This is a genomic window from Paenibacillus rhizovicinus (assembly GCF_010365285.1).
Taxonomy (GTDB): Bacteria; Bacillota; Bacilli; order Paenibacillales; family Paenibacillaceae; genus Paenibacillus_Z; species Paenibacillus_Z rhizovicinus.
Genome location: NZ_CP048286.1, coordinates 5,139,099 through 5,155,000 on the forward strand (window position 1 = coordinate 5,139,099; position 15,902 = coordinate 5,155,000).

Genomic DNA, 15,902 nt, shown 5'->3' on the forward strand with positions numbered 1-15,902 from the left:
ATGAATAGTAAATTCAAACAAATCGTTGCTATTATCGGAGCTATAGCGATAATAGCAACTTTGTTTCCTTCAAAGTTTATGGAGCATGTATCGGCTAGTGGAAATCCGACCGTTCAGCCGGTAAGAGAGCGAGGTAATTATCCCGTCGGGGATTATAAAAATTCGAACATGCGCTACGCCGTTGGATTTGTGTATGAGGATATATGGTCAGATTCATCAGGAGGGAACTGGAGTCCTGATCCTCCCAATAGAACAGGTGTCACGATAACGAATCCCTATACATTTACGTTTTCCGGTCGCACAGTAAAAAATGTAAATGTTACCCCTTTTTCAGCGGTTTCACAGAGAGATACTGGTATTTTTTATGATTCGAGGGGACAATATTTCGACGATTATAGTCCGTATGTGGGTAGCAACCCATCGGTTCCGACCAAATCGGGCGTGTCAGGATTAAATACAAGCTCGGTTTCGTTAAACGTTACTATGAAAGGTGATTTAATAAGTGCTGAAACTTATGATCTTAGATCATTAGAAAGCGCTTGTGGTGGCTGTTCGCCTAACGTCAACGGTTATCGTTACTACTTCCCAGTAATGTTCGCTTTCGAACTCAACGGTCGAATGGAAGTCCATTACAAATTGACAGATGGAACTAATATCGATAGCGACTTTAAGGGTCAGTCGACTGATATGGGAAGCGTTCCTGTATCTATCACTCCCGAGACCAATCCGAAATATGATTATGTCGGTTATAAAAAAAGCACGGAAGGTTCGCCATCAGGCGGAAGTATCGTATCAGAAAACCCACCTACTGTCGTCTATGATGCGACGTATGACATTTACTATTTAAACTTGTACTATGAACCGAAATCTACCGACGGCAAAATCATCATCAAACACTTCGATATGGCCGGCAACAGCCTAGACGGCGTAGCGGGACTGAATAATAGAGAACAATTATTGAAAGAAAACACGCCATATTCCTTCACCCATGATGCGCCGGCAGCCGGTTCCGGTTACACCTATCAAGGCTATAAAAAATCCACGTCCGGAAGCGCTCCGGGCGATCCGCTCTTCGCACCGCCCGCCGAGTATAACCTGGGCACGTACACCAAGGCAGCTTTTCCGAACACGGTCTACCTCTATTATTTCTACGATAACCCTGCAGCCCCCACCGATGGGAAAGTCATCATCAAGCACTTCGACCTGAACAACAACAGCTTGGACGGTGTGGCCGGATTAAGCGATCGGGAAGCGATTTTAAAAGAAAATACGTCCTATCCGTTCAAACACGATGTCCCGTCTGCCGGTTCCGGTTACACTTATGCGGGCTATAAGAAATCCACGTCGGGCAGCACGCCTAGCGGTACTATGGTTAATGCCGACTATAATCTTGGCGTCTACACAAGGGCTGCATTCCCCAATCCAGTCCAAATCAATTACTACTACGACATTAATATGGCCGGAAAGGTCAATATTCGGCATATGGTTCGCAGCGGCCCAACCGGTACATACACGCAGCAGCAAGAACAGGTCATCCCGATTGCTTCATTACCATTTAGCGCTTCCTATAGTCCTGATTCAAAGTATGGGGTAAGTAAGGGCAGTAACTTATCATATGTCTCTTTTTCCAATACAGAAACGACGAAGATGAGTCAATCGGTATCGCTGACCCCATCGTTAACGGGAGCCTATATCACGTTCTACTATGAAATGCCCGTTGACTTTACGGGGGATTTTGATGTCATTGACCCGAAAATCCCGTACAAAACCACCTTTAAGCTTCATCCGAAAAATTTCTATCTGAACGGGTGCACGTATATATCGCATACCTGGAGATTTAGCCGAGATGGCTTTGACTGGACAAGCAGTCCTCAAACCAGTCAATCAGCAGATATGACGTTTACGTATGCAAATTACCCTTCCGTACTGGGCGTTGGAACGCAGCTAGTGTATTTGAAGATCACGACGAGCTGCGGCGATTCGAGCTGGATCGGTCCGAAGACCTTGGAAATGACGGGACCGGCGAACAATCATCCGCCTGAGTTTCAAATTGCTTTTGTCTCCCCGAGCAATCCTACGAAGCCATTGACGCAAATTTCCGAAGGCTCCGTTCTGGATCTGGTCGTCATTCAAGATCCTACGGTGCCGACGCCAACCGATCCGGACGGAGATACGATTACATTTGATGGTTTTAAGTTTGCTGAAGGAGATGCTTGGATCCAGTCGATACCGAGCAAAGGGCAAAATCATTATCTCCAGTACGTCAATATCCCGATGGACGTTCGTGGATATCATAGCATTACGGCCACGATGCATGACACGTTCGGAGCGATAGCGACGGCATCGACATCCATTACGATTGTTCCGCCGAATCCTGTTCCGATTATCGACGGTCCCGATAAAGTAGTAGAGGGAAGACCCTTATCGGGGCCGTTTACCAGCGATCGCAGCTACAGCCCGATTGATGGCCGCACGATTAACCATACGCGCGACGAGTGGACGAATGTCCATGAGGTGTACACGACGATAGGTACGGAGAAGATCACATTGGACGTTTATGATTCCATTGGTCTGAAGTCGCTTGCGCCGGCCCAGCACACGCTAACCGTATTGGAGGACTTGCCGCCCATTCCGCAGCTGGAGTATACGAGCCCGAACATTCGGAATGCGGATGTGCCGTTCAAAGATACGTCCTATTCACCGGATGGCGACAAGCTCGTGATAAACAATGTCAGCTATCGGTATGATTCGGACAACGACGGCATTTATTCCGACGAAACGTTGGTCTCCGTCACCATGAATGCCAATAAAGAATTTACATTCCATCCTACCCGCGTCGGTAAATATAAGTTCTACGTGGATCTGAAAGAGGATTGGGGCAAAATGGCGAACGGAGTATTCGACTTCGAAGTCATCAATGATGCGCCGAGCGTAAACTTTGATATTTCGAGCGAAACCAAAAACCCGGTTCCAATCATTCCAATTCCGTTAAAAGGGAACGCGTTAACAAGTGTCGGCTGGAATAATAGTGACTTCAAAACCGCTTTAAAGGGCAGCAGTTTTAACTATAATGCGGCAACCGGAGCGCTTGTGCATTCCCCTACTAACTTTGGAAGGTTCAGTACAACTATAGCTCCAACAAAAAATGTATCCGTTGTAGATCTACAACCATATGGATACTATACGGATATTTCCTCAACCTATGTAAGAGGGGCTGATTGGGATTTAGGCAATGGTTATATTGCTAAAAACGAACTCACTGGTGATAGGGGATCTGAAACTACAAGAATCTATCATCGGGATTCTTCTGGCACACTCACCTTTATCGTGAAGCGTGATAATGTTGATCTGGTCATAGGAGTAGATTCCATCAACCAGCTTGTATATACGAGAGGTTATAATCCGGGGACGTCCTATGAGTCAATTGCGACTTATACAATGGCTAGTTTTATAAATCCCTCAGGAGCACCATCGAGTGTATCCTATCAAGCTGTTATTAATGGGAATCGAATAGATCTTACAAATGACCTGAATCGATATCTATATTTACCTACCGCTTTTGGTGACGTTATGTACTATCAGGTCTACGCGGGGATAAATTATTTTTTGGGAACGAAGAAACTATTTAATTGGGGGGGAAATACTCCAACAAATACAAAGAGCTATGGCTACATGTATACTTCCACCAGTAGCATTTTTGATTATGTTTATAATAGTTATAACCCTGATTTGAAAATGAGATATAATTTTTATACTAACTATAGTTATTATATTTTCAATCCTATTACTGATGGAAATGAATATAGTGGCTCATCTCCTTCCACTGGCAACATACGAGATGATTTTGTGTCAACGTACAATTATTTATATCCAACTTACGATGGTAAATACGTCGTATCCAGCCAAGGGAAAGTATACAAAACTTCGGATCAAAGTCGGGTTTTTACTCTAACTGGAGGTACTTATGCTTATGATATTTACGGTGTAACTCCTTCCAACATAGTCTACGGATTGAACGGGACTATGCTCAAAGGATTTTCTGTGAATAGTGACGGATCGTTAACTCAGAAATGGAGTTATACCCTGGCAAATGGTGTAAACACATTAACTGCAAAACTAGCAGATAACTCCGCAGGTTTGATTATTTTAGAAAGAAGCTCAGTAAGCAATTACACCGTTAGCCGTATAGATTTAGGTACAGGGAAGAAAACCGTTATAGCTGCTTTAAATCCAGCCTCCTATACCGGAAACGGTAATCCTAGTATTTCATTGCAAGATGATGGGACGATGAAAGTCGCGTTTACAGCTTCTGGATGGACTGCGGGGAAAACTAGATATAATCAAACTTATTTAATAAGTTCGTCTGAAAACACGTCCATGAATGAAGCATTAAGTTCGCAGAATCAACTGTTAAACAGCAGTCTGCATCTGAAAAACATGATGATCAACTACAAAATCAAAATGAATCTCGGGGTTGGAGGTAACGTATTCTCGGGCTTCAGCTTCGGCGTACAGGATAACTCGAATATGTATCGGGTAGAGCAGAATGCTCAGAAGTTGCAGCTTGTGAAGGTAGAGGGCGGGCATCGGACCGTCATCCAGTCCATGCCGTTCAGTTTCAAAACGTACCAAACCTATCAGATGAAGATCACTACGCTGGACAAAAAAATCAAGGTGTACGTTGACGGCGTTCCGATGATCGATGTCTTCGACGATACGTTCGGAGACGGGCAGTTCGGGCCGTTTTCGGAAATTCCGCGTACAGAGTTTTTTAACATGAGCTATTCCGATCTGCAAGATAGGAGCGTTACGTCCAAAATGCAAGGCGTTGCGCTTGTCGGGCAAGACATGGCGTACACCATTACGAACGACGATGCCGAGAAGGATCCGATGATTGCCAGCTTAACGGAATGGACGTACAACAAAGTGAAGGAGAAGTTCTTGGATGCCGGAGACGGCAAGTCTGGCCCTTCGTCCTTCAGCGGCAAGGTCTATCAGAAACCGGTCATGCAGCTGGATAAGGTTGGCGTGTATGATGTGACATACAAGACGGTTGATGATCCGAATCCGAATTTTCTTTATCCGTCCAGCGCCTTCGCCGAGTATCGCAAGCCGTCCAACAAGGCTGTCCGAACGCTGATCGTCCATCGCCCTCCGGTAGTGGACTACGATGTCAGCGTGAATGCAGACCGCACCGTCAAATGGACGGATCGCAGCCATGACCCGGACCGATATTTGAGCGCAACAAACTACTCTACAGAGGCAACAGGGATTGATTACCTACAGACAAAAGGGATATTGGAAAAAAAGTTTTACTACATCACGCCTTCCGGCGATTACGTAGCTACGAAGCTGGTAACGCCGAAAGAAGCCGGTACCTACACAGTTGGGCTTGCGGTCAAGGATGAGGTGCGACTTGTTCTGCTATAACCCATACTCATGGGGAAATGCAGAGGTTCAATGAACCTAACTTTATGATTGAGGATGGGAATGAGGAAACCACGTATACCGAAACCATCCCGCTAATATTCCTGCGTGCGTCTTACAGGCAGATGCAAGATGTACGAAGCCAGGTGAAGTCGGCTGAACGGAAGCTAAAGCCACCGCAAGGAAGGTATGCTTACGGATAGGTCGGGCGGCTGAAAAACAGGCTATGGTGAGAATGTTCCCTACGGAACTGACGAACTGCTGAATGTACGGGTCTAGATTCGACACTATACGGAAACGTATAGCCCAACAAACGTTGGGGTGAACCGGCGAAAAGTAAGATATTTCGTCTATGAAATTCGTCGCACCGGACTATGGCGGTGGAGCGTTCACAGGCTCAAAGGCAGCACCTACGGCTATGTATGGATAGCTAAATCATGAGGAACAAGGAAAACAAGGAACGTCGAAATAAGGACTGCTATCCGAGACGGTTGCTATAAGGTGTAATAGCCGAAATGCATTAATCCTTGTGAGAGTAGGGGCACGACTGATGAAACGCTTGTAATGAGCGTGGAGGAACAGCCCCAAGTCTTCAAAGATAAAGAACAAATTTTCCAAACGTGAACTGCACCGATCAGGTAAGAACGTGGGAACATCGTTGTCCGAAGGGATAAGATGCCACAGTGCAGGCTCTAAGATATTGGGACTATTACGACATGACAGGAACCTTCACGAATTTGCATGAGAGAGCTAAACGGAAGCAATCTTTCGATGACCTATATCCTATCATTACGTCGAGAGAAAACATTCTACTGGCATATCGAATGATGAAAGCGAATGAAGGCTCCATGACTGCTGGAACAGATGGTAAGACAATTGCTGACATTAAGAAGTTGACTGACACTGAGGTAGTAAATCTAATCCAAAACAAGCTAGAAAACTATAATCCAAAGGCTGTCAGACGTGTCTTTATCCCTAAGCCCAACGGCAAACAAAGACCGCTTGGTATCCCGTGTATCATTGACCGAATCATTCAAGAATGCTTCAAACAAGTTCTTGAACCAATTGCAGAAGCTCATTTCTTCAAACATAGTTATGGATTTCGACCTCTTCGCTCTACGCATCATGCGATAGCGAGGGTGCAGCATTTAATTAATCATGCCGATCTCCATTTTGTTGTAGATATCGACATAAAAGGCTTCTTCGATAATGTCAATCACACGAGGCTCATCAAGCAACTCTGGAACATGGGAATAAGAGATAGAAGGGTTCTGCGTATCATAGGTAAGATGCTAAAGGCTGAAATATCAGGAGAAGGAAGACCGACTAAAGGCACGCCGCAAGGTGGCATCCTATCTCCACTTCTGTCTAACATTGTCCTGCATGATCTCGATATGTGGGTAGCCGGGCAATGGGAAAAGTTCGAGAGTCACTTCCCTTTCAAGCATAACGAGAACAGGTTGCGCGCTCTCAAACGTTCCAATCTAAAAGAAGGATATATCGTCCGATACGCAGATGATTTCAAAATCATCTGTCGTGATTGGAAGTCAGCCGAAAAGTGGTACCATGCTGCCAGACTTTACTTAAAAGACCGTCTGCAACTGGACATCTCGCCGGACAAGTCGCAAATTGTGAATCTAAGAAAAAGAAAATCTGAATTCTTGGGATTCACGATCAAAGCGACGAAAAAGGCGAATAAGCGAGTAGCCCATACCGGGATAAACGCCAAAAAGAAGGCGCAAATCAAGAAAGAAGCAAAGGAACGTATCGAGAAAATACGTCGATACCCAAATGCAGGAAATGCGCTCGCTTATAATAGTTTCGTTCTTGGATTACATCTCTACTTCAAAAAGGCAACTCATGTATGCAACGCATTCTCACGTCTTGCCTACGATCTCAGAACGTTCATGTTCAATCGTATCCTAAAGGTCGGAATATATGAGCATCCAAGCAATCCGCCGCCATCCTATTTAAAGTTTTACAAAACAAGTTGGAAAACCTATAGGGTAGGGCGAGTGTACTTATACCCACTCGGTCAAGTGAATACGGAAACGAATCTAAATTTTGATCCTAGACTTTCCATATTCACTGAAGAAGGACGAAAAATGGTACACAGAAGCCTAAGGCCGGATGTGCAGACGGAAATCATTAACCTTATGAACTCAAATATTCCAAATCGTAGTATTGAATATATGGATAATCGAATTAGTCGATACAGTATGAAAATGGGGAAATGCGAAATAACAGGTCAATTCCTGTATGCAACTACCGTTCACTGTCATCACTTTCTTCCAACCAATCTAGGTGGAACAGACAAGTTCAATAATCTGAGAATCATCCACAAAGATATCCATAAACTCATTCATACTACAGATCACGATACGATAATGTCACTCAAGACTAGGTTCGATCTATCGGACAACATGGTCAAGATATTAAACCAATATCGGAAAATGAGTAACATGGAACTTATTTGATCTTATCGCTTGAAGATGGAACGCCGTATGCTGGGAAACTAGCACGTACGGTGTGGAGGAGGGGAAAAGGCAGAGATCACTTCAAAGCCTTACCTATTCCTATTACGGCGCATGGTCCGATTTTCTTGAAAAGACGGTTACGATCAGTTCACCTCCCACCCCGGACGAGCCGCCGCATGCCGGATTTACGGTTCCGACAACTGGCTACCGCGGAGCGGCCATAACGATTAACTCAACCGCATGGGACAAGGAAGACGGGGCTAGAGAGAATCTGCCGCACGAATACTACATGCAGAACATGGCCAGCGGCAACGAAACGATGGCCAGTGCTTCGCGAACCTCTTGGACGAAGACATTCAGCACGATGGGAGCCTTCCAACTGAGGCAAACGGTCGAGGATCATTTGGGCCAAGTAGACAGCGTTACGCATACGATCGAAATTGTGAACCGGCTACCAGTCGCACAGCTTTATCTTCCGGCCAGCACGGATCAGAACGCTCCGACGAAGGTTGAAACGCGGACACCGACATTCAAATGGAACTACGGCGATCCGGACGATGATCCGGAGACGAAGTTCCAAGTGAAGGTATACCGTTACGGCGGGGTGCTGGAACAGGATTCGGGAATCAAGAGCGGGAACTTGCTGCTCTGGACACCTGGCGTCGAATTGCCGGAGCATGTGGATATGTACGTGCTTGTCCGCGTCTTCGACGGCTACGACTGGAGCGATTACAGCGATCCGCATTTCTTCTTCATAGAAACGAACCGGCAGCCGGAGGGAGATTTCGACTGGCTGCCCAAACCGGCGTACGAGGGCGACCCGATTCGCATTACGCAGGCTGTCAGCGATCCGGATCTGGACATGCTAAGCGTTTCGTACGCGGTCACGGATCCGGACGGAGCATCGGCCGGATACGATTATACTGTCGCCCCTTCTTATACAGACAAGGCTGGACCGCAATTTATCGGCTTGAAGGTCGGCACGTACAAGGTGCGGATGACGATATCCGACGGCAAGGCAGCGCCGGTCGCGGTAACGAAGAACATTGTCGTGCTCCCCTTGTCGGTTGCCGGGGAAGTGAGGCATACGGATTTGTGGGACGAGCGCCGCATAGCGAGCAATCGGGATGCAGGTGGCGATGCGGATCAGCCGCGCGCGTACAATGTGTTTTGGGCGGGAGAACGTTTCCTGCTCGGCGCTTCGACGACCGACACGGTGACGGATACCGATGCGATCGAGGTGAAAGTGACGATGAACGGACGGACCGTCAGTCTGACATCAATAAATCCGTCCCATACAAACTGGAGCGGAGAGATGTGGGATGCGGATTTCGAGAAGCTGCCGGACGGTCCGTTGACATTCACGTTCAAAGCGATTTACAGCAACGGCACCGTGAAGCTAACGCAGGTGACGGTCGTGATCGCGGGCAACGTGCAGCAGACGGTCGGCGTGCACCGACGGCAATAATCAGGCTTTCCAATGCTGCCTTGAAGCGTGGAAACGGAATAGATCCAAGCTTGAAATGAACTGCTCCCGCGCGGGGCAGTTTTTTTTACATAGAAATTGATTATCGCTATGTGACCTGCCCATGGGTGAATGCATATGATACCTATGACAATTGAGGTGGAAGAAGGAGAGGGCTATGGCGAAGAGCAGCAAGGGAAAAAGCCCGAAAGGGCGGAAGCCGTTATTTTACGTGGATAATCCGAATGCTTCGGAGTTGAAATGGCTCGAGGAACTGAAGAAGAAGAAACCGGCAGCGGACAAAACCGACGAGAAACGCACCGTTCAGGTGAATGCAGCCTCCCAAGTGCTGGCACCCCCAGCGCAGGAAGCCGTGGAGCCGGCTGTCGAACAGCAGCAAGGCACTCCGGAAATTATACAACAGCAACAGACGGAGACGCCTCCGCAGCAAGCGGAAGTATTGCCGTCCTTTGAGTTCGTAAGCACGGCTGTTGTCGCGGAAGAGCCCGAACTGCCGTCAGTTTCCGCAGCACTCGAGCAGGAGGTATCTGCAGCTCCTCAAGCGGATGCCGTTCAAGAAATTCCACAGGAACAGCCGGAAGAAGAAGAAGAAGTAGTAGCGGAGCAGGAGCTCATTAAGCAAGAAGCGTTCGTAGAAGAGCGCCGCATGCCGAATTCGCCGCTGCCGTTCGTGCACACCGACGATATTGCGGACGACGCGGTAACGACCGAGAAGCTGGCCTTCGGATCCGTGGATACCAACCGTATTAAGCCCGGCGCCGTGAAGCCGCAGTCGATCGCGGATTTTGCAGTGGAAAGCATTCATATCTCGGAGGGCGCCATCGTCGCCTCCAAAATCGCATCGGAATCCATCACGGGCGAGCATCTGGCCAAGAACGCGATTTCCGGCGCGAAGATTCGCGACCGTTCCGTCACGGGCGACAAGATTCGCGACAGCAGCATTACGTCGGAGAAGCTGGCGGACCGGACGATCAGCGCCGACAAGCTCGCGGAAGGCTCGATCGAAGCGAAGCATTTGAAACAGCTGATCGTGACGACGGATCTACTCGATGATCAATCCGTTACGACCTCGAAGCTGAGAAGCGCCGCTGTCCGTACGGAAAGCATCGCGAACGAAGCGATCAGTACCTCCAAGCTGGCCGAAGGCTCGGTTACCCGTTCGAAGCTTCGCGACGGCTCGGTGACGAGCGAGAAACTTAGCATCGGTTCCATTGAATCCAGCCATTTGCAGCCGGGGCTGCTGCTTGCCGAGCATGTGGCGCCGGGGGCGCTGCTGGGGAAGCATATCGCGCCGGGCGAAATCGTGTCCGGCCATCTGGCCAAAGGCGCGATCGGAGCACGGGAGCTGCAAGCCGAAGCCGTCACGTCCGAAGCGATCGCGCAGGAAGCAGTAGGCTCGCGGGAACTGCAGGACGGAGCCGTAAAGGCCCAACACATCGCAGCCGCTGAGGTCACGACCGATCATTTGCACGATCAATCGGTTTCATCGTCCAAAATCGCCGATCTGTCGATCTCGACGATCAAGCTGGTCGACCATGCCGTCACCTCCTCCAAAATCGCCGACAAAAGCATTACCGCGACGAAGATGAGCGACGATGCGGTGCAAGGCAGGCATGTGAGCCGCTTCAGCATCAGCGGCGATAAGCTGGTCAGCGACAGCATCGAAGAGCGCCATTTAACCGAGAAATCGGTCGGTTCCAAACAGCTGATCGAAGGCGGCATCCTCAATGGACACCTTTCCGATCATGCCGTCACTAGCAAGAAAATCGCCGCGAACGCCGTTCAGGAAGCGCATATTAGCAGCGCATCCGTCGGACGTTCGCAGCTGCAGGACGCCGCGGTCGTCGAGCAGAAGCTCGCCGAGGGCAGCGTAAGCAGCGCGAAGCTGGCGGAATTGTCGGTATTGACGAAGCATTTGGCCGACGAATCCATTACGTTCGACAAGGTTGCGCCTGAAGCGATTCGCGCCTTCCATTTGTCGGCGGGAGCGGTAACGGAGGAAGCCCTGTCGCCGGAATCCGTGTCGGGGGATCATTTGCAGCCGGGCGTGATCGATTCTTTCCACATCCGCAAAGCGGCGATTGAAACGAACGCGATCCAAGACGGCGCGGTCAAATCCGCGAAGCTGGCGAGCGGCGCGGTAACGGAACGGCATCTAGCGGCTGGCGCGGTCTACTCGCATCATCTGGCGGATCATGTGGTAAATTCGCTCAAACTGTCGCCGGAGAGCGTATCGACGGATAAATTGACAGATTGGTCGGTCACGTCGGAGAAGCTGGCCGACGGCAGCGTAACAACGTCGAAACTGGCCAGCGGTTCCGTTACGGGCGAACAGCTTGCGGATGGCGTGCTGGGCGCGCGTCACTTGGAGCAGCAGTCGATCGAAGGCAAGCATTTGTCGCCAGGCGTCGTAAGCGGCCGTCATTTGGCAGCGGGATCGGTCGTCAGCAGCGCAATCGGGCAAAATGCCGTAACCGGCGATAAAATCGCCCCGGGCGCCGTGAACGGCAGCCATCTTGCTAACGAGTCGGTCGGCAGCCAGCATCTGGCGGAGCAGGCGATATTCGGCGCGCATCTGTCGCTGGAAAGCATTCGGGATATTCACCTGGGCAAGGAATCCGTCACGGAAGAGAAAATCGCGGAAGGCAGTATCGCAGCTTTCCATTTGCAGAACGAGGCTGTCGACGCGCGCTCCATCGGGGCATCGGCGGTGCACGGGCAGCATATCGCGGCGGCGGCCGTCGACGCGAATCACTTGGCGGAGAATTCGGTCGGCAGCACGCATTTGAAACCCGACAGCGTACTGCGGCTGCATTTGGCCGGGGAATCGGTCGACACGGAGCAGCTTTGCGATGAAGCGGTAACGGGCGCGAAGCTGGCGCATCTGAGCATCAGCGGCGATCATATCCAGCTCGAGACGATTGCAGGCAAACATCTGAAAGCCGAATCCATCCAGGGCTACCATATACGTAAAGGGTCGATTTCCCAGGCGCATCTGGCGGCGGAGTTCTATACGTTCGAGAAAGCGCCGGACGGTATTATCCATGGCAGCAAAATCAAACGAAGCTCGATCAGCAGCGAACTTCTGGCGGACGGAGCCGTCGGCGCTGCGCAATTGGAAAGAGGCGCGGTCGGCAACGAGGCGCTTGCCAATGGTGCCGTCGGTGAAGCACAGCTGCAGACGGGTGCGGTAACGCTTGGCAAAATCGCGGCGCGTTCCATTACGAGCGCGCATCTCATCGCAGGTATCGTGGGCAGCGAGACGATTGCGGAGGGTGCGGTAGGCAGTTCGAAGCTGGCGAACGGTGCGGTTGGAACGACAGCGCTGGGCGAAGGCGCAGTCGATAGCACGAAGCTGGCAATCGGAGCGGTCGGCACGGAAGCGCTCGGCGACGGGGCTGTCGTGAGCGCGAAGCTGGCGAACGGCGCAGTCGGCACGGCGGCGCTGAGCAACGGAGCGGTCGTGAGCACGAAGCTGGCGAACGGAGCGGTCGGCACGGAAGCGCTGAGCGATGGTTCGGTCGTAAGCGCGAAGCTGGCGAGCGGCGCCGTAGGCCCGAAAGCGATCGGCGGCGGAGCCGTCGGTGCGGTGCACCTGGCGAACGGAGCGGTCGGCACGGAAGCGCTGGGCGACGGAGCGGTCGTAAGCGCGAAGCTGGCGAACGGAGCGGTGGATGCTCTTGCGCTGAGCGACGGAGCCGTTGAGCGTTCGAAGCTGGCGAAGGGTGCAGTCGGCACGGAAGCGCTCGGCGACGGTGCAGTCAGCAGCGCGAAACTGGCGAACGGCGCGGTTGGCGCTGCGGCGCTGGGTGACGGCGCGGTTGAACGTGCGAAGCTGGCGAGAGGCGCGGTCGGTACGGCAGCGCTGGTAGACGGAGCAGTGACGAGCGCGAAACTGGCGAACGGAGCGGTCGGTGCGGAGGCGCTGGAGGACGGCGCGGTCGAGCGTGCGAAGCTGGCGGTCAGCGCGGTCGGTACGGATGCGCTGGCAGACGGTGCTGTCGTGAGCGCCAAACTGGCGAACGGTGCAGTCGGAACAACGGCGCTGAGCGATGGTTCGGTCGTGAATGCGAAGCTGGCAAACGGAGCGGTTGGCGAGAATCAGCTGCAGGACGGTTCGGTAACGGCGAAGAAAATCGTACCGAATGCGATCGGCGCGCACCATCTCCTGCATGGAGCGGTTACGAGCAAGTCGTTGAGCGACGGCTCCGTTCTGACAGGCGCACTGGGTGACGGAGCGGTAACGGCAACGAAGCTCGCAGGAGGAGCGGTCGGCGAAAGCCATCTGCAGTCCGGAGCCGTAACGATGGGCAAAATCGCCGCGCGTTCGATTACGACGGTGCATCTGATTCCGGGTTCCGTGGAAAGCGGCGCGTTGTGCAACGGCTCCGTGACATCCGACAAACTGGCGATCGGCGCAGTCGGCACGGAAGCGCTCGCGAACGGCGCAATCACCGCCGATAAACTCGCGCCGGGCGTCTTGAAAGAACAAGAAATCGTTATCGAGAAAAATAGCGTGACGGCGGACTGCATCGCAGACGGAGCAGTGCAGTCGAGCAAGCTGCCGAACGGCGTAATCGGCAGCGCGAAACTGGCGGACGGCGCGGTGGCGTCGAGCAAGTTGGCAGACGGAGCAGTCGTCGGTGCGAAGCTGGCGGACGGCGCGGTGGTGTCGAGCAAGCTGGCAGACGGAGCAGTCGACGGTGCGAAGCTGGCAGACGGCGCGGTGGTGTCGGGCAAATTGGCAGACGGCGCAGTCGATAATGCGAAGCTGGCAGACAACGCAGTCGACAGCACGAAACTGACGGATGGAGCGGTGCAGTCGAGCAAATTGGCTGAGGGCGTCGTGCTGACCGGCAAGCTGGCAGACGGAGCAGTCGACAGCGCGAAATTGGCGGACGGAGCGGTGCAGTCGAGCAAGTTGGCTGAGGGTTCCGTGCAGTCCGGCAAACTGGCCGACGGAGCAGTAGACAGCGTGAAATTGGCAGACGGAGCAGTGCAGTCGAGCAAATTGGCAGAAGGTTCCGTACAGTCCGGCAAGCTGGCGGACGGAGCAGTCGACAGCACGAAACTGGCCGACGGAGCGGTGCAGTCGAGCAAATTGGCTGAGGGCGTCGTGCTGACCGGCAAGCTGGCGGACGGAGCAGTAGACAGCGCGAAATTGGCGGACGGAGCGGTGCAGTCGAGCAAGTTGGCAGAAGGTTCCGTGCAAACCGGTAAGCTGGAGGACGCAGCAGTCGACAGCGCGAAACTGGCTGATGGAGCGGTACAGTCGAGCAAGCTGGCAGAAGGTTCCGTGCAAACCGGTAAGCTGGCGGACGGAGCAGTCGACAGCGTGAAATTGGCCGACGGAGCAGTGCAGTCGAGCAAATTGGCTGAAGGTTCCGTACAGTCCGGCAAGCTGGCGGACGGAGCAGTCGACAGCGTGAAATTGGCCGACGGAGCAGTACAGTCGAGCAAGTTAGCAGAAGGCGTCGTGCAAACCGGCAAGCTGGCAGACGGCGCAGTCGACAGCACGAAACTAGACGACGGAGCAGTGCAGTCGAGCAAGTTGGCAGACAACGCAGTAGACAGCACGAAACTGGCCGACGGAGCAGTGCAGTCGAGCAAGTTGGCAGAAGGTTCCGTGCAAACCGGTAAGCTGGCGGACGGAGCAGTCGACAGCGATAAACTTGCGGACGGAGCGGTACAGTCGAGCAAGCTGGCAGACGGAGCAGTCGACAGCACGAAACTGGCGGACGGAGCAGTGCAGTCGAGCAAGTTAGCTGAAGGCGCCGTACAAACCGGCAAGCTGGCAGACAACGCAGTCGACAGCACGAAACTGGCGGACGGAGCGGTACAGTCGAGCAAGTTAGCAGAAGGTTCCGTGCTGACCGGCAAACTGGCAGACAACGCAGTCGACAGCACGAAACTGGCGGACGGAGCGGTACAGTCGAGCAAGCTGGCGGTCAGCGCAGTCGACAGTACGAAAGTGGCAGATGGCGCCATTCAGTCAAGCAAGCTGGCAGACAACGCAGTCAACAGCGCGAAACTGGCAGACGGAGCGGTCACGGGCACGAAGCTCGCGTTAGGCAGCATCACGGAAGCGCACTTTGCCCCGGGCGTACGATTATCTTCCGATCAGAGTCAGGTCGTCGATTCGGCGAGTTTGGCGGACGGCAGCATCGATGCGAATAAGCTGAGCTTTGCACCGGTGTCCACGGTCAAACGCGAGACGATCGCCCTGCAGCAATTCGGCCTCGCGCCGTACAATTTCCAAGGCCAAGGCGAGCAGCTCGACGTGACGATCGGCTTCGATCAGCCATTTGCGAACAGCGCGTACGTATTCGTGGCCACGACCGATTCCCCGTCCTGCTACGCGGTCATCAAGCAGAAAACCGCCTCGGCGGTTCAGCTGACAATCGTCCGCACGCGGATTACCCCTGAACCGATCGGTCTCGTCAACTGGATCGCGATCGGCTCGAAATAATGCAAGCAGCGCCTCCTTTTCCGCGGTCAACGCGGGGAAGGAG

4 protein-coding genes are annotated in these 15,902 nt (G+C 52.3%); all 4 read left to right on the top strand.

The window, feature by feature from the left end; genetic code table 11:
• The 4 genes from GZH47_RS23125 to GZH47_RS23140 all read left to right on the top strand — a co-directional run bounded on the left by GZH47_RS23125 (position 1) and on the right by GZH47_RS23140 (position 15,859).
• On the top strand, positions 1 to 5,430 hold the full coding sequence (locus tag GZH47_RS23125) for a hypothetical protein (protein WP_162643391.1): 5,430 nt from the start codon (positions 1 to 3) through the stop codon (positions 5,428 to 5,430).
• A gap of 713 nt (positions 5,431 to 6,143) precedes the next feature.
• Complete coding sequence (gene ltrA, locus GZH47_RS23130) at positions 6,144 to 7,904, top strand: group II intron reverse transcriptase/maturase (RefSeq protein WP_162643392.1); 1,761 nt, start codon at positions 6,144 to 6,146, stop codon at positions 7,902 to 7,904.
• Positions 7,905 to 7,956: 52 nt separating this feature from the next.
• Positions 7,957 to 9,372 (top strand): hypothetical protein, encoded by a 1,416-nt coding sequence (locus tag GZH47_RS23135; RefSeq protein ID WP_162643393.1) that lies wholly within the window; start codon positions 7,957 to 7,959, stop codon positions 9,370 to 9,372.
• Positions 9,373 to 9,547: 175 nt separating this feature from the next.
• Positions 9,548 to 15,859, top strand: coding sequence for a WIAG-tail domain (locus GZH47_RS23140; protein ID WP_162643394.1), 6,312 nt, complete (start codon positions 9,548 to 9,550; stop codon positions 15,857 to 15,859).
• Positions 15,860 to 15,902: the final 43 nt, after the last annotated feature.

Bases quoted from the DNA above. Each gene is read 5' to 3' on its own strand.
- GZH47_RS23125 (WP_162643391.1), top strand. From the start codon at position 1: ATGAATAGTAAATTCAAACAAATCGTTGCTATTATCGGAGCTATAGCG.
- ltrA (WP_162643392.1), top strand. From the start codon at position 6,144: ATGACAGGAACCTTCACGAATTTGCATGAGAGAGCTAAACGGAAGCAA.
- GZH47_RS23140 (WP_162643394.1), top strand. From the start codon at position 9,548: ATGGCGAAGAGCAGCAAGGGAAAAAGCCCGAAAGGGCGGAAGCCGTTA.